This window comes from Microcoleus sp. D2_18a_D3 (genome assembly GCF_036702455.1).
GTDB lineage: Bacteria > Cyanobacteriota > Cyanobacteriia > Cyanobacteriales > Microcoleaceae > Microcoleus.
This window is the reverse complement of the sequence record NZ_JAUBTK010000091.1, coordinates 13459-29484: the sequence shown is the minus strand read 5'-3', so window position 1 is coordinate 29484 and position 16026 is coordinate 13459. Positions and strand designations below refer to the sequence as shown.

10 protein-coding genes are annotated in these 16026 nt (G+C 46.7%); 7 read left to right on the top strand and 3 right to left on the bottom strand.

The annotated features are described in order from the left end of the window. Window positions 1-258: 258 nt before the first annotated feature. On the bottom strand, window positions 259-789 hold the full coding sequence (locus QUB06_RS28865) for a peptidoglycan-binding protein (protein ID WP_333438202.1): 531 nt from the start codon (window positions 787-789) through the stop codon (window positions 259-261). 268 nt (window positions 790-1057) lie between these two features. After that, window positions 1058-2710 carry an NAD(P)H-hydrate dehydratase gene (locus QUB06_RS28860; RefSeq protein WP_333438201.1) on the bottom strand — a complete coding sequence of 551 codons (1653 nt, stop codon included), beginning with the start codon at window positions 2708-2710 and terminating at the stop codon, window positions 1058-1060. 114 nt (window positions 2711-2824) lie between these two features. Between QUB06_RS28860 and mnmA the strand changes: the two genes are divergently transcribed. Continuing rightward, the gene (gene mnmA, locus QUB06_RS28855; RefSeq protein ID WP_333438200.1) at window positions 2825-3916 is read left to right on the top strand and encodes a tRNA 2-thiouridine(34) synthase MnmA; all 1092 of its coding nucleotides are present in this window, start codon (window positions 2825-2827) and stop codon (window positions 3914-3916) included. A gap of 174 nt (window positions 3917-4090) precedes the next feature. On the opposite strand, the gene QUB06_RS28850 is transcribed toward mnmA, so the two are convergent. Further along, on the bottom strand, window positions 4091-4675 hold the full coding sequence (locus QUB06_RS28850) for a hypothetical protein (RefSeq protein WP_333438199.1): 585 nt from the start codon (window positions 4673-4675) through the stop codon (window positions 4091-4093). A 535-nt stretch (window positions 4676-5210) separates the two neighbouring features. Between QUB06_RS28850 and QUB06_RS28845 the strand changes: the two genes are divergently transcribed. The 6 genes from QUB06_RS28845 (at window position 5211) to QUB06_RS28820 (ending at window position 15919) form a co-directional block, all read left to right on the top strand. Next, the gene (locus tag QUB06_RS28845) at window positions 5211-7184 is read left to right on the top strand and encodes a PP2C family protein-serine/threonine phosphatase (protein ID WP_333438198.1); all 1974 of its coding nucleotides are present in this window, start codon (window positions 5211-5213) and stop codon (window positions 7182-7184) included. Between the two features lie 77 nt (window positions 7185-7261). Then, window positions 7262-7840, top strand: a complete 579-nt coding sequence (locus tag QUB06_RS28840; RefSeq protein WP_333438197.1) for a DUF6272 family protein — start codon at window positions 7262-7264, stop codon at window positions 7838-7840. A gap of 349 nt (window positions 7841-8189) precedes the next feature. Further along, window positions 8190-8534 carry a slr1659 superfamily regulator gene (locus QUB06_RS28835; RefSeq protein WP_333438203.1) on the top strand — a complete coding sequence of 115 codons (345 nt, stop codon included), beginning with the start codon at window positions 8190-8192 and terminating at the stop codon, window positions 8532-8534. 70 nt (window positions 8535-8604) lie between these two features. After that, complete coding sequence (locus QUB06_RS28830; RefSeq protein WP_333438196.1) at window positions 8605-10080, top strand: adenylate/guanylate cyclase domain-containing protein; 1476 nt, start codon at window positions 8605-8607, stop codon at window positions 10078-10080. A 767-nt stretch (window positions 10081-10847) separates the two neighbouring features. Further along, complete coding sequence (locus QUB06_RS28825) at window positions 10848-10982, top strand: helix-turn-helix transcriptional regulator (protein WP_333104598.1); 135 nt, start codon at window positions 10848-10850, stop codon at window positions 10980-10982. Between the two features lie 98 nt (window positions 10983-11080). Beyond that, entirely contained in the window at window positions 11081-15919 is a 4839-nt protein-coding gene (locus tag QUB06_RS28820) for a PAS domain S-box protein (RefSeq protein WP_333438195.1), read from the top strand. Window positions 15920-16026 lie beyond the last annotated feature (107 nt).

Here is a 16026-nt window from a genome sequence, read left to right as displayed (position 1 = left end):
TTGTCTGATACCCGTTAGTAGACGTTCCCTCTTTATCAATGCACTATTTGGTTATTTTGTCAATGCGTAAGTCCTAGTTATATCATTTCCGGTTGCATCGAAATAATAAAATCGAGTCAACAGTCAACACTCAACCATTCAGTTTTTCGACCCGCCCGTCAACAGTCAACAGTCAACAGTCAACAGTCAACAGTCAACAGTCAACAGTCAACAATCATTTCTGAGTACAACCGGAATTGAGATGAATCCCACCAGTCATTAGTGCGGTAACTTGCTGAGGGCGTGCCAAGTTCTGTAGCCGACAATTCCATCTTGCGGTAAAGCCTTGCTAATTTGCAATTGTCGCACTGCTACATCTGTCATCGTCCCGAATAATCCGTCAATGAAGCCGAAATAGTATCCATTGATTTTCAAGACATTCTGAACAATTTTAACAGCATTACCAGAACTGCCCTTCATGACGATCGGCATATTCACAGGTGCACCAGAGTATAGTGCTTCCCAAGTGATAGGGCCGACAATCCCATCTTCTTTTAAAAAGACGCGGTGTTGATAGCCTTTGACGGCGTTTTGAACTTGGACGCCGAAAATACCGTCAATCGCGCCGAAATAATATGCCCAATGATATAGAAGCTGTTGTAGTTCCTTGACAGCTTGACCTGTTGAACCCATTTGTAAAGTGGGCTTGTTTACTCCAGTGGTTGCAGCAAATGCCAGAGTTGATTGAGCAGTAGTATCGGCGACAATAGCCATAGTTTCATTGTTCAAGCTTCTTTCTTCGGTGTACATAATGTGGTTCCTCTCAAGATTTAAGTTTTCGTCTTTGATATTTCAGGTATAACTGGTGGGATTTGTGGATGCACAGTCACTTTTTGGAGTGTCACTCATTCGAGTGTCACTCGTTTGAGTTACCCGTTGGTTTGTCGTAAGAAATGCAAGCTGTAATATCTTGATGAGGACTTTCGTTGTCAATACAAACCAAGGGCTAAGGTGCGCGGTGCACACCTACCCAATACAAAGATGGGGGGTACGCACTCTACCAACTCATGTCGATTGTTTACTCAGCAAATTCTCGCAAAGCTGGAATTAAATACTGTGTCAAAGTAAAGGCATCTACTCCTAATTCCGTCCGTTCTTTGGCAGCCATGATTCCGGCTTGAGCGTGCCACCAAGCTGCTGTTGCAGTAACTGATTGTGGGGGGGATTTGCGGGCGATCGCACTTGCTAATAGTCCCCCTAACAAGCCTGTAAGAACGTCGCCGCTGCCGCCTCTGGCGAGGGCTGGGGTGCTTTCGGGATTGAGGTAGGTGATGGTACGTGAAGCGTAGCTATCCCGTAGGGAATCGCCCTCATCCTTCCAACTTATGCACACTCTGGCTCCTTTGAGCAATATCGTTGCGCCGCAAAGCTGAGCCGCTGCTTGAGTTGCGGCAATTCGATCGTCGCCGGTTTGCTCGCCTAATTCGGGAAATAAACGCTTGAATTCCCCCGGATGAGGCGTGATAATTGTCAGTGCACAGCGTTCGGACAAAATCGGGACTGTGCCGAGTTGAGCGAGGATATTTAAACCGTCAGCATCTAAAACCAGAGGTCGATCGCTCTCCAGTACAGATTCTACAGCTATTGCGGCTTCCAATGTCAGACCTGGCCCTGCGGCGATCGCATCATAGGTGTCCAAATCAATTGCTATTGGCAATTGGCTAATTGCACCGCTTTGGGTTTCGGGACATCCTATAACTAATGCCTCTGGTAACTGGCTGCTCAACATCGATTTAATCGACTCAGGAACAGCAATTGACAGCATTCCGATGCCGCTAGCTCTTGCTCCCAATGCTGCCAAAATTGCGGCTCCGCTGTAGCGGCGGGAACCTGCAATAATTAGTAAGTGACCATTGGTGTATTTGTGCGAAATTGGCGATCGGGGTAACGGCAAATGCTGAGTTGCCGATGCTTTTGTAATGCGTTGTATTGCTGGCTTTTCGCCCAAGATTCCTGCAATATCTGCTGCGGGAATATCAAAATCAATTAATTCGGAACTTCCGATATATTCTAACGCTCTATCTTGCAGAAATGCCATTTTCCACAAACCCAAACATAATGTATGTTTTGCCCTAATTGCCGTTCCCAAAACTTCTCCGGTATCTGTATGAATTCCCGATGGAATGTCTATACTTAAAAGGGGGATATTTAAATTATTTATTTCGTCAATAGCGGCGGCTGTGGAATTAGTAATTTCTCGTTCTAATCCAAATCCAAATAAACCATCTACGAGCAACTCGCAGTTTTTCAGCCGTTCAATTTTATCAACAAATGGAATATTTAAAGAACGCGCATAATCCGCGTGACTTTTTGTGAGTTCTTTTAGTTTAGAAAACGGGCAGAAAATAACTACTTGGAACCCTTGAAAGTGCAATTCGCGGGCAACAACCAAAGCATCGCCGCCGTTGTGTCCGGGCCCAACCAATACGCCGATAATTGGCAATTGAGAATTAACAAGATTTTTCCCTTCTTCCCTTTTCCTTCTATCCGTTAAATCCCGTACACTGCCCGTTGCCGAACTTCCTTCCGCCTTCAAAAGCTGCTGAATGCGTCTAGCAATCAGTCCCGCGACTTTTTCCATTAAAGCTGCGACTGGCATTCCAGCAGCAAAGATTCTCGTTTCTATTTGCCGCATTTGGTCGGCGGTCACAACAAATTTTTGAAGAGTCATATTAGTGCTAAAATTTCAGCTAACAGCAGCAGTGGTAATTTGTAGTATGCTTGTGGTATAATAAATTAGCTCGATCGAACAAAGTAACAGTAAAATAGCAATTTCTCTCCAACCATGAACAAGATTGTTGTAGGCCTCTCCGGCGGGGTCGATAGTTCCGCAGCAGCCGCAATTTTACACCATCAGGGATATGAAGTGGTGGGTTTAACGCTGTGGTTGATGAAGGGCAAAGGCCAGTGCTGCTCTGAGGGAATGGTCGATGCCGCTAAAATTTGCGAAGATTTGGGCGTTCCCCACCACATTGTTGACAGCCGCGAGGTCTTTCAGGCAAGTATTGTGGATTATTTGGTGGAGGGTTACAGTGCAGGAATTACGCCTTTGCCTTGTTCGCAGTGCAATAAAACTGTGAAGTTCGGGCCAATGCTTAAGTATGCTCGCGAAGAACTGGGAATTGAAAAGATTGCTACAGGGCACTATGCTCGCATTACTTACGATGCTGATACGGGTCGCTATCAGTTGCTGCGGGCGATCGACCCTGCGAAAGATCAGTCTTATTTCTTGTACGATCTAACACAGGATTTGTTGGCGGGTACGGAATTTCCTCTGGGGGAAATTACCAAGACAGAAACTCGCAGAATTGCGGCGGAATTTGGCTTGACAACTGCTGATAAGCCGGAAAGTCAGGATTTGTGCTTGGTGGAAAGTAACGGTTCGATGCGGGCTTTTCTGGATAAGTACATTGCGCCGCAAAAGGGTGACATTGTGGACAAGTCAGGGCGGGTGCTCGGACAGCATGACGGTGTGCACCACTACACCATCGGCCAGCGGAAGGGACTGGGGATTGCTGCACCGGAACCGCTGTACGTGATTGAACTCGATGCTGCTGGCAATCGGGTAGTTGTGGGCGATCGACAGTTGGCAGTAGAATCTGAATGTACAGTCCAGAAAGTGAATTGGGTTTCTGTGGCTGCGCCGACGGCTCCGATTCGGGCTCAGGTACAGATTCGATATCGATCGCAACCCGTCCCGGCTACAATTATTCCTGTAGAATCCTCCCAACCAGAGGAAAAAGTCGGCGGAACAAGAGTTAAGTTGATTTTTGACGAACCGCAGTTGAGTATTACCCCCGGACAAGCGGCTGTCTGGTATGACGGCGATGTGCTATTGGGCGGCGGCATCATAGAAAGAAACCAACTCCCAAATTAAAGCAAGGGGCGGGCTAGGAGCAACGACCCACAAGAAACCACCCACAAAAAAACTCTTTGTGGAACAGGCATCTTGCCTGTTTGTGATCCCCACCCACAAAAAAATTCACTCTTTGTGGAACAGGCATCTTGCCTGTTCCAAAAGGAAACTTATATTTCATTTCACAGGGTACATTTACCTAGCTAACTTTTTTTCCAAACGCAAGATATTTCCCCTAGCATTAGTACGGTACACCCAAGTTTGCCTACCATCAGAAACCACAACCCGCCAACCTTCAACAATCATTTGACCGCAAATTTCATCCGCTTTCGAGAGTCCTAAACAAGTATTCGGCCAACTTTGTCCGCTCGATTCAGTTACTTTCAACTTGTCAGCAGCAATGCCAGTGGAGTCCGACAACTCTCGGCGAACTGCTGCTGCTACGGTTGCGGGCAATTTGTTCGGGGGATTTGGGGGAGTCGTCTCCGCCAAATTTCCCGGTTCGGAAATTAGAGTATTGAGTGCCAATACCGAATAGCTGATTTTTTGGGGCACCGCTGCTGAGGAAAATTGCTGCGCGGTTTGCGGCGGTTGCCTTTCCAACTGAGCAAGGGAATCTTTGAGAGCGCCCGCGTTAGCTGCTGCGGTGTGTCTTAGCGCCGGATACATTTCCCATACCAGAATTCCTGTCAGCACCAAAGCCAAGATTACAGGATTGGGCTGCTTTTGGTCTCGGTTTTTATTTATTTGAAATTTATTTGTGGAGATTCTTTTCATCATACGCCCTCTGCCTCACTTTACACAATGCGCGATCGCTCCTGAACACTCAACTGCAGATACTGATTTAGACACTATTGCTGGTGCTATTGGTTCCTTTGTGCAGAACCGACTTGACTGCTGGTGCGTGCGGCGCAAGTATTTCCTACTCGCTGCCGGCTGTTGTGTTTCAGGAAACTTGCACTACCCAGTTATTACTTAATTTTTACTTTTTGTCTCCGGGTATTAAGAAAAATTTATGCTTAAGTAAATATTCTTAAAGGCCTCTAATCTTGCCCCCGCATCTCAGTACAAATTACTATTCTGCGTCCCAAAACTGCTAAACGTGTTTTAGACTGGGGGAAGCGAGCTGAGCTAAGGATATCACAGGGATGCCTCAAATTGGGTTGCAACAGGACGAAAACGCATTAGAAATTAAATCAGCTATCGCTGATTAATTATATTAGCGTTGTGGTTTTCTAGAGCGATCGTCCCCGAAACTACTAAAAAAGTAGCGATCGCTACTTTTTTAGTAGAATATTGTTGAAATCTATCGATTATGAACAGAAAATCTCTGGGAATCCATTTAATGAATCGGCTGAGCTATCCTCAAAAATTTACCTTAATCGGTTTTCTATTTGCAATACCGTTAACCTTGGTCATGTACCTGCTGATTTCCGAAATTAACAGCAGGGTTGATTTTTCCCAAAAAGAAATCTACGGTAATCAATACCTGCGCCCACTGCGCCAGTTGAGGGAATACATACCTAAACTTCAACTCTTAAATTATCAGCCTTTAAATACAAATTTAAGCCTGCCAGATACGAGAGCCGATTTAGAAGCTAAGATGGATGCGAACTTTCAATCCCTGGCTAATACAGATCGCCAGCTTGGAAACATATTAATGTCCAGTGAAAAATTTAATAATCTTTATCAAGATTGGCAAAACTTCAAACTTCGCCGCAGCCAGTGGAGTTTAGAAACTTACGATTTTGTATATCAACGTTTAGCTACCGACATTGATAGACTGAGCGCTCACGTCGGCGATACTTCTAATCTAATTTTAGACCCCGATCTAGATACCTATTATCTGATGGATGCTACCTTACTGAAGATTCCAGAAATCCAAAAACTTTTGTCAGAGATTAGGCTTATTTCTCAAAAAAACAGCTTGCGTTCCTATGCCACACCTAAAGAAAGAGCGAAACTGATTACTTTGGCCGGCAAGTTGAGAGAACTTAATCAGGATTTAGCAATCAATATGGAGGTAGGAGCTAGCAATAATCCTCACGGGAATCTGCGACAGAAATTAAGCGAGGATGTGACCAACTTTAACTCCGTAGTAGAGCTGCTAACTGGGCAAATAGATAAACTGATTTATCCCACAGCCTTAGTGGAATATTATGCCTATCTCGATGGCAGCGATCGAGCTCTGAATTCGAGTTTTGAAGTGTGGGACGAAACTCTCAATGAATTAGACTTTCTCCTGCAAAAACGCATTGATAGTTTTGTTGCCAAGAAACGCATAATTTCTATTGTTGTGTTAATAACCTTAGCCTTAGTTATTTATTTATTTGTAAGTTTTTACAGAAGCGTTATGCAAACTGTATTTGTCCTTGACGAAGCTGCCAAAAAGATGGCAAGCGGCAATCTTGACCACAAAATTATTTTGGATAACAGAGATGAACTCGGGCAAGTTGTGGGTGCGTTTAACAAGATTGCCGATGCCCTAGTTGGTGCAAATCACAAAATTACTGTTCTCAACGATCGCCTAAAAGCTGAAAATATGCGAATGAGCGCCGAACTAGACGTTACTCGCAAGATTCAGCAGATGCTGCTGCCGAAAGACCGAGAGCTCAACGAAGTTATCGGCTTAGATATTGCGGGATTTATGGAAGCTGCTGAGGAAGTAGGCGGCGACTATTACGACGTACTCCAGCACCAAGGTAGAGTAAAAATCGGCATTGGGGATGTGACGGGACACGGATTGGAGAGCGGCGTTTTAATGATTATGGTTCAAACCGCAGTGCGAACCTTGCTCGCCTACAATGAACCAGACCCAGTAAGATTTTTAAGTGCTATTAACAGTGTAATTTACGATAACGTGCAGCGGATGAAATGCGATAAAAACGCCAGCCTTGCTTTGCTAGACTATGAGGAGGGGATGCTGAAGCTGAGCGGCCAGCACGAAGAAATGATTGTTGTGCGGTGTAACGGTTCTGTCGAGCGGTTTGATACAATCGATTTGGGTTTCCCGATCGGGCTGGATGTAGATATTGCTGAATTTGTTGCTGAGAAAATTGTGCATTTGCATTCAGGAGATGTGGTTGTGCTGTACACTGACGGGATTACGGAAGCTAAAAATATGGATAAAGTGCTTTATGGTTTAGATAGGTTAATTGAGGTAATAGAGATTAATTGGCAGCGTTCGGCTGCCGAAATCAGGCACGCTGTAATCAAGGACGTGCGATCGCACATCGGCGAACAAAAAGTTTTTGACGACATCACATTGTTGGTACTCAAACAAAAATAACTACTTGGATCTCCCTTCTAAAGTTTAAAATATATTCAGTGATGCCCCTCATCTCAAACTTTAGCTCTCACATCGATATGATTCAGATTTTAGGCGATTTCATAGAGTATCCCGCTAGCCAAGAATACTTAATAATTGGATTTTCTCCGAGTTCGGTTCCTCTCAAGCAGCGGTGGCGGAACAACGGTTTGTCGGCGGATTTTCTGGCTGACTACCTGACGACTTTTTTTCCGGGCAACCAAGATGAGCCATCGACAATTGAAAGACAAGCTGAAATAAAAAGCGCTGTTAGCTACATTGCAAACGAGTTATTGGAAAATGCCATGAAGTTTAATGATGAAACGTCGGAGTACCCGATCGATATTAAACTGCAATTAGAGAGCGACGGAGTGATTGTCTCAGTTGCTAACAGCATCTCTCCCCAAGCTGTGGACAAGTTTCAGGCTTATATTCAGCAGTTGCTGACCTCCGAGCCCAGCGAACTTTACATTCAGCGGTTGGAAAAAAATGCTGCTGACGAAAGCTGTACCAATTCTGGATTGGGTTTGTTGACCATGCTCACCGATTATACCGCCAAACTTGGCTGGAAATTCCAGACCGTACACAAAGACCCGGAAGTAATTGCGGTGACAACAATGGTGCAATTAACAGTTTGACATACGTCCTCGTCCTTTCATGAGCGAGGATTCCTTAACGCTTCACAGCAACGCGCTACCAAAGTAGTCTTACCGTTGCTCCACGTCCGTTTATAGTCTCCCAATGCCCTATGGCGACTATGTTTCGTTGTACTCAAGCAAAAAGCTAGGTGTCTTCAGGGTTGCAGTTAAGCATTGCCCCTCCGAACAGTCTAGGTGCGCTCTCATCGTAGCTATTTCAACGCGTCTTGAGCCTGTAGACTTCTCTATTCTAGCTCAAAGCCCTCGTAGAAGGACGGGGTTTTAGACCCATTTCTTTGATAAGCAACGCTAGCGATCCATAATATTTAAGGGACTTTTTTTTGTGGCTATGGAAATTAATACAGAAGATTACCAGATCTGTTACGATCCAGCAACGGCAACCGTGAGTTTTATTGGCTCTCTAAGGCTGAGCGGGCCTGCAGAGTACGCGCCGATAGCGCAGTTGCTGACCAAGGTTGCCGACTTGGAACCGACGAAAATTACCCTCAATTTGCAGCAGTTAGAATTTTTGAACAGTTCTGGCATCAATACGCTATCGAAGTTTATTATCGAGGTCCGCAAAACAGCCAGGGTGCAAATGGCGGTGCAAGGCTCTCAAAGCATAGCTTGGCAAGGTAAATCTTTGAGGAATTTCCAGCGCCTGATGCCTGATTTAGAGTTGGAATTTCTATAGAAACACGATTACTTTTAGGGTGCGAGCTGTTGAGCAATTTTTTGTTAGTCGAGGCGCAAATTCTAGAGTTATGCTGGAAGAACAACCATCTAGAGAACAGCTACTTTTAGAGATAGAAAGATTGCGCCAGCAAGTGGAAGACTTGAAGGAGGAAAAAGCCGATCTGGAAATCTTGCTGGAAACTACTGCGGAACATTCCGATACGGTTGAAACTGAGTTGCGATATCGGGCATTCGAGGCGGTGCGCGAAGGCGAAATCAAGCTGGCTCAATTTCTCGAAGCGATTCCCATAGGTGTGCTCGTGCTGGATTCTCAAGGCAGACCTTACTACGTAAATCACGCCGGACACCAGTTACTCGGTCAAGGAGTTTTGCCCTTAAATTCAGTTGAGGATGTGTCAGAAAGTTATCAAATTTATATCGCGGGAACTGAGACTATTTACCCTTTCGAGAATTTGCCCATCGTCCGAGCTTTGAGGGGCGAAAACGCGACGGCTGATGATCTGGAAATTCATCGAGCCGACAAGAAAGTTCCCCTAGAGATTTGGGGAAGGCCAATTTTTGACGAGCGTGGCCAAGTTGCTTTTGCGATCGCAGTTTTTCAAGATGTCACGGAACGCAAAGAAGCTGAATCCGAGCGCCATTTATTTATTCAGAAACTATTTGACCTCAACCAAAATTTAGAAAAATCCCTGGATGCCGAATCAGACTTAACTGATGCCTACGGTAGATTTGTGCCGCACCAATTTCTAAATTTGTTGGGATATGAAAGTATTATAGATGTCAATTTAGGCGACCAAGTGCAGCAGGAGATGTCGGTGCTCTTTTCGGATATCCGCGACTTCACGACGCTTTCAGAAACTATGAATCCCCAAGAAAACTTTAAATTTATCAATGCTTATCTTTCGCGGATGGAGCCTGCTATTACTAGCAATAACGGGTTTATTGACAAATACATCGGCGATGCAATTATGGCTTTGTTTAGTGACTTTGCAGATGATGCAGTGAAAGCGGGTATTGCAATGCTAAATATCCTGAAGAATTATAACGAATACCGTCAAGAGGTCGGCTACGTCCCGATGCGAATTGGCATTGGCATCAATTCGGGTTCTTTGATGCTGGGGACAGTCGGGGGTAAAAGCCGAATGGACAGCACTGTGATTAGCGATGCTGTTAATCTAGCATCTCGCATTGAAGGATTGACCAAAGATTACGGCGTACCTCTGTTAATTTCTCAGCAGACTTTGGAACGGTTGCGAAATCCGAACGATTATGCTATTAGGATTGTGGATAAAGTACAGGTAAAAGGAAAATCTCAATATGTCGTAGTCTATGAGGTATTTGATGCAGATCCGCCGGAAATTCTGTCGGCAAAGCTAGAAAATTTGCCTGTATATAATGAAGCTATGTTACTGTGCGATCGCAAGGATTTCCGAGAAGCTGGAAAATTGTTTGAAGAGTGTTTGCGAACAAACCCCAGCGATCAGGTAGCTCGCATTTACCTTAAACGCTGTCGGGATTGGCGATCGCTCCTTAAAGGAATTTAAAGCAAGTTAGTCGATTTTAGATTTTAGATTTTAGATTTACTCCACAGATGAATCGGGGATATTGAACAAGAGTCTAAAATTTTGAGCGGCTGACGACTTCTGTCGGAAAGCAAGTATCCGTTTTTGGGCAGAGTCATCAATCAGGACCCAAAGCATCCAGGATACAAGCCCCCAGATTCATTCCGAAAGCAGACTCAGGACCCAGAAATAAAAAACCTGTATCCAATAAACAAGCCCCCGAATTTATCCGTGGGGTCAAGGCTTAAATCTAAAATCTAAAATCTAAAATCTAAAATCGATTGACTCATATCCAATCCGGTAACATCAGAATAACATAACAGTCGCCCCGGCTGTGAGGACAGATACTAGAGTTAATGCCTCGTCTTGATAGTGTCCAACTCCTCATAACCAAACCCTACATTTATGAGCTACCTCACAAAGTAATCCAAGCTCGGAGAGCTTTCTGGGATCAAGAAAACACAGGCCTATCCCCTGTTTAAAATCAGCCACCACATCATTAACAATCGAGCTTTTAGGCACAACCCAGAGACTTTCAAGAAAAGCCGAATCGTCCCCGGTACGACACTGGTTTTTAAGGTGAAGCCTTTATGTTTTCCAGGCACTACAACTAAAATATATCTTGAGAGTGATGACTGACCTCTGGAATCTGTCAAAGGTGTAAAATATAAACAGCTTTATATCTGTTACTTCTGAGGGATCTCAAAAGAGAACGGCTTAGGGCTCAAAAACCAGCGATCGGTAAATTGGTGCGAGAACAGCGGCAAGCGCTGCACCTGTCTCAGAAAAAGTTGGCGGATGAATTAGGGATGACCTTTCCCACGATTAATCGTTGGGAAAATGGACACGCTACGCCTTCTGGGTTGGCAGTCAAGCAAATTTAGATATTGCTGGATGAGTTAGGTAATTCGCCAGATGCAACGCTTAGCGAATGCAGTAAGGCGCTGCGAGCAAGATATTTTTCGGATAAGGAGTACAAAGGGTGAGTTTAGAGGGAATCAACAGCATTTTCAGAGATATTCGACTACTTCCCTATGGTGTGGCGACCCTCTCCGTGGCTTTGGCACTGGCGCTAACCCGATCGCTTTTACCGTGGATCTACCCAACCACGACGCCCCTGTTTTTCATCGCGGTGATAGTGAGTTCCTGGTATGGCAGTTTCGGGGCTGGGTTACTGGCAACAATTTTATCCACACTGGCAATCAACTATTTTTTTATTGAGCCGTTCTATTCCTTACAGATAGTTAATCTAGAGACAATTGTTCGGCTGGGTATGTTTTCAATCGCGGCAGGATTCATGGCTTCACTCAATCTATCGTGGCGCACTGCTCAAAAAAACGCGAAAGCAGCCTTGCAAACTTTACAGGAGTCAAGGTCGCTAGAACAAAAGGCCCAGCTTCGGGGCGAAGTCGCACAAACTGCGGCGACGGAGGCAAAAGAACAGCTAGAAACGGTACTTTCTACCATCAACGATGGGTTTTACATCCTCGATCGCGATTGGCGCTACACCTATGCCAACGATCGCTACTGTGAAATGGTTGGAATGCCGCGGTCAGCGATTCTGGGTCAGAACGTTTGGGAGTTATTTCCCGCTGCCGTTGACACCGATGCTTACGTGCAGTTTCATCGGGCAATGCGCGAACAAACGCCGCTCCAGTTTGATTATCTCTACTCACCTTGGAACGGTTGGCATGACCATCGAATTTACCCTTCGCCCAGTGGACTGACCGTTTTGCTTGCTGACATTACCGATCGCAAACAGACGGAACTCCTCCTAATCGAGCAGAAACGACTGCTGGAGTCGATCGCATCCGGACAGCCACTAGACGACTGTCTGGCAGCGGTGTGTGACTCAGTATCCAGGCTGAATCCGGGTACCCGCGCCTGCTTCCTGCTAGCCGATGCTCAGCGGCTGACGTTTAAGAGATCCATTACTCCAGACTTTCCAGCGTCTTTTGGTGAAGGACTCCAAGATGCTCCGATTAACGATTTGTGTATTGGAACCTGCGGCGAAGCAGTGTATAGCGGTCAGCCCGTGACCTGCGCCGACATTGCCAACGACGATCGTTGGTCGCAAGCATGGCGAAATTTATGCGTGGCTCATGGCATTCTAGCCTGTCATTCTCAGCCCGTGTTCAGGCAGGACAATGTACCTATGGGGTCGCTGATGCTGTGCTTTAGCGAGGCGCGGATGCCCACTGATTGGCAATATAAACTCGCCGAGTTCGGCACCCAAGTTGCCAGCATCGCCTTCGAGCGCGATCGATCGTTCCAGGCGTTGCGCGAGAGCGAAGAACTGCTCCGATTGGCTTCCGAAGGCGGCAATTTGGGTTTGTGGTATTGGGATATGGAAACTGACACCCTGAGTTTGACGGACATAGCCAAAGCGATGTTTGGTTTACCCGTGGATAAGGCAATGTCCATGAAGGTGTTTTTAGAAGCGGTGCATCACGACGATCGCCCATTCGTTCGCACCGTCCTCACAGAGCTCAAAGCGAATCAACCGCATACTGAAATTGAGTATCGGACGCTGTGGGCAGACGGCAGCGTTCGTTGGATTTTGGCAAAGGGCGATTGCGCCTATAACGCTGATGGCATCATAATTTCGACGCGCGGTGTATTAATCGACATCAGCGATCGTAAACAAGCCGAAGAAGCGTTGCGTCAAAGCGAAGAGCAGAGTCGCAACATTCTAGAGAGCATTGATGATGGATTCTTTTCCCTTGATGAGAATTGGCGTTTCACTTACGTGAATCGGTCAGCGGAAATTCTGCTAGACCGCACGGCAGGCGAGCTGATTGGGAAGAATTTGTGGGGAGAATTCCCTGGGTTCAATGGCAGCGAGTTTGAGCGGGTTTATCGGCGAGTGGCAAACGAGCGCGTGGCTTTGTCAGTCACGGCGTTTTATCCCGATCACGATCGGTGGTATGACGTTCGCACCTACCCTGCCGCGAACGGGATTACCATTTATTTCCGAAATGTCACCGCTCGAAAACAGGCCGAGGAGGTATTGCAACAACGAGAAGCAGAACTTCGTTTAGTGACCAATGCCGTGCCTGCCTTGATTTCCTTTGTAGACTCAGACCAGCGCTATCGCTTCAACAATCGAGCATATGAAGAATGGTTGGGACATCCGGCAGCGCAAATCTATGGCAAGCACCTTCAAGAGGTTTTAGGCGAAACTGCCTATGAAGGGATTCTTCCTTATGTTGAGCAAGTCTTGGCAGGAGAGGAAGTGACCTTTGAAACCCAAGTTACCTACAAAGATGGTGGAACCCGTTATATCAATGCGACCTATGTTCCCCGCTTCAATAGCCAGGGAAAAGTTGAAGGGTTCGTAGCACTGGTCAACGATATCACCGATGGCAAACAAGCAGAAGCCACACTACGGGAGAGTGAGGCACGGTTCCGGCTGATGGCAGATGCCGCCCCTGTGCTGATTTGGATGTCGGGCACCGATAAACTCTGTTATTACTTCAACCTCCCGTGGCTAAACTTTACGGGACGGACGATCGAGCAAGAAAGGGGCAATGGTTGGGCAGAAGGAGTCCACCCCGACGACTTTGAGCGCTGTTTAGACACCTATGTGACTGCCTTTGATGCCCGTCAACCGTTCAAGATGGACTATCGCTTGAAACGCTGTGATGGCATATACCGTTGGGTTATGGATGAAGCTGTTCCTCGCTACGGATTGGACGGTGAGTTCTTGGGCTACATCGGCTCCTGTGTTGATATTGAAGACCACAAACAAGCTGAGGAAGCCCTGCGCGAGAGTGAATCCCGCCTCCGTCTGATCATTGAAAGCGCCAAAGATTATGCCATCTTCACCCTCGACCTTAACGGCATCATAGCCAGTTGGAACTCAGGGGCCGAACGCCTGTTGGGCTATACCGAGACAGAAGCAATTGGTTGCCCGAGTCGCATGATGTTCACACCCGAAGATAACGAACAAGGACAAGCCGAGTACCAGAGGCAAACGGCTCTACTGCAAGGCCAGGCCGAAGACGAACGCTGGCACGTCCGCAAAGATGGGCATCGCTTTTGGGCCAGTGGATTGATGATGCCCCTGCTTAACGAAGCGGATTGTCCGCAGGGATTTGTCAAAATTATGCAGGACAAGACCGCACAACGGCAAGCAAGTGAGCGACTGCAATTGCTGTATGAAACTACCCGCGATCTGATGCAGACAGAAAAGCCCCTGGCTTTGATGGACACGCTATTCCGCAAACTTGCATTGCAACTCGATCTGCACTCTTACTACAACTTCATGGTGGAAGAAAAAGACAACCGCCGGATGCTGCATTTGAGAAACTATGATGGCATCTCTGAAGAAAGGGCGCAGGCGATCGCATGGATCGAATTAGGGCAATATCTCTGTGGACTGGTTGCCCAAACGCAGCAGCAACTTGTCTTGAATCAAGCCGAAATTTCCACTCATCCGAATGGTAAAGCCGCCTATGAACTGGGCATCACGGCTTACGTGGGTCAACCGTTAATCGCTCAAGGACAGTTATTAGGAACGCTCTCATTTGCCAGTCGGACTCGGACGCACTTTACGCCTGCAGAAATCGATATGCTGGGATCGACCTGTGACCAGATCGCGATCGCTCTGGAACGCGCAAACCTGAACGATTCACTCCAGCAGCAAGCGGAACAGCTAAGACAGGCAAATCGGATCAAGGATGAGTTTTTAGCGGTACTATCCCATGAATTGCGATCGCCCCTCAATCCCATCCTGGGGTGGTCAAAGCTGCTGCAAACTGGCAAGCTAGATGCGGCAAAAACTGCACAGGCGTTAGCGACGATCGAACGCAACGCCAAGCTGCAAGCTGAATTGATTGAAGATTTGCTTGATGTCTCGAAAATTCTCCAAGGCAAGCTCAGTCTTAATATTCGTCCAGTCGATTTAGCTTTAACCGTGGAATCGGCGATCGAAACTGTCAATTTGGCTGCTGTTGCCAAATCCATTGATATTCGGACTGTGTTAGATCCTCAGATCGGACAAATTTTGGGGGATTCGGGCCGTTTGCAGCAAGTAATCTGGAATCTTGTTTCCAATGCGGTCAAATTTACTTCAGCCGGGGGGCGCGTTGAGGTGCGATTAACTCGTGTTGGCAATCAGGCTCAAATTACGGTGGCTGATACAGGGATTGGCATCGCACCGGAGTTTTTACCCTACGTGTTTGACTACTTCCGCCAAAAAGATGGCGCTACAACCCGCAAGTTTGGTGGCTTGGGATTGGGGCTGGCGATCGTGCGGCATCTAGTGGAACTGCACGGCGGCACCGTTGGGGCCCAGAGCCAGGGTGAAGGGTTAGGAGCTACCTTTACTGTAAGACTGCCCCTATCACCGAAGGTAAGACAAGAAAACTCTCTTGCAGGACTTTCGGAACGATCGACTGCGGATGAACCGTTATCGGGGATGCGGATACTGGTTGTAGATGATGAGCCGGATATGCGAGACTTGATTTCCTTTTCACTAGAAGATGCAGGTGCAGAGGTACTGACTGTTGCTGTCGCTCAAGAAGCCCTCACAGAGTTGACTAATTTCCAGCCAGATGTCCTGTTGAGCGACATTGGAATGCCGGGGATGGATGGCTATATGCTGTTGCGGCAAGTGCGAACCCTGCCGCCAGAACGGGGTGGGCTGATTCCCGCGATCGCCCTGACTGCCTATGCGGGGGAGTTTAATCAAAAGCAAGCTTTGCAAGCTGGATTTCACCGACATCTGGCAAAGCCGATCGAACCGGATAAATTAATTAAAACCATCGTCGCACTTCTTAGCAAAAATACTCATGGCCCAGCAAGCTATAAAAATTGAGCCGAAGGAGTTCAAACCGATCGAACATCACCAAGCTTTTAAGTTGCTCAGGTTAGGCAGGGATATTTGTATTAGAGGAGAATCTACCAATAAATCCGGTTTCTAGT

Bases quoted from the DNA above. Each gene is read 5' to 3' on its own strand.
- QUB06_RS28845 (WP_333438198.1), top strand. From the start codon at position 5,211: ATGAACAGAAAATCTCTGGGAATCCATTTAATGAATCGGCTGAGCTAT.
- QUB06_RS28835 (WP_333438203.1), top strand. From the start codon at position 8,190: ATGGAAATTAATACAGAAGATTACCAGATCTGTTACGATCCAGCAACG.
- QUB06_RS28830 (WP_333438196.1), top strand. From the start codon at position 8,605: ATGCTGGAAGAACAACCATCTAGAGAACAGCTACTTTTAGAGATAGAA.
- QUB06_RS28860 (WP_333438201.1), bottom strand. From the start codon at position 2,710: ATGACTCTTCAAAAATTTGTTGTGACCGCCGACCAAATGCGGCAAATA.
- QUB06_RS28865 (WP_333438202.1), bottom strand. From the start codon at position 789: ATGTACACCGAAGAAAGAAGCTTGAACAATGAAACTATGGCTATTGTC.
- QUB06_RS28850 (WP_333438199.1), bottom strand. From the start codon at position 4,675: ATGATGAAAAGAATCTCCACAAATAAATTTCAAATAAATAAAAACCGA.
- mnmA (WP_333438200.1), top strand. From the start codon at position 2,825: ATGAACAAGATTGTTGTAGGCCTCTCCGGCGGGGTCGATAGTTCCGCA.
- QUB06_RS28840 (WP_333438197.1), top strand. From the start codon at position 7,262: ATGATTCAGATTTTAGGCGATTTCATAGAGTATCCCGCTAGCCAAGAA.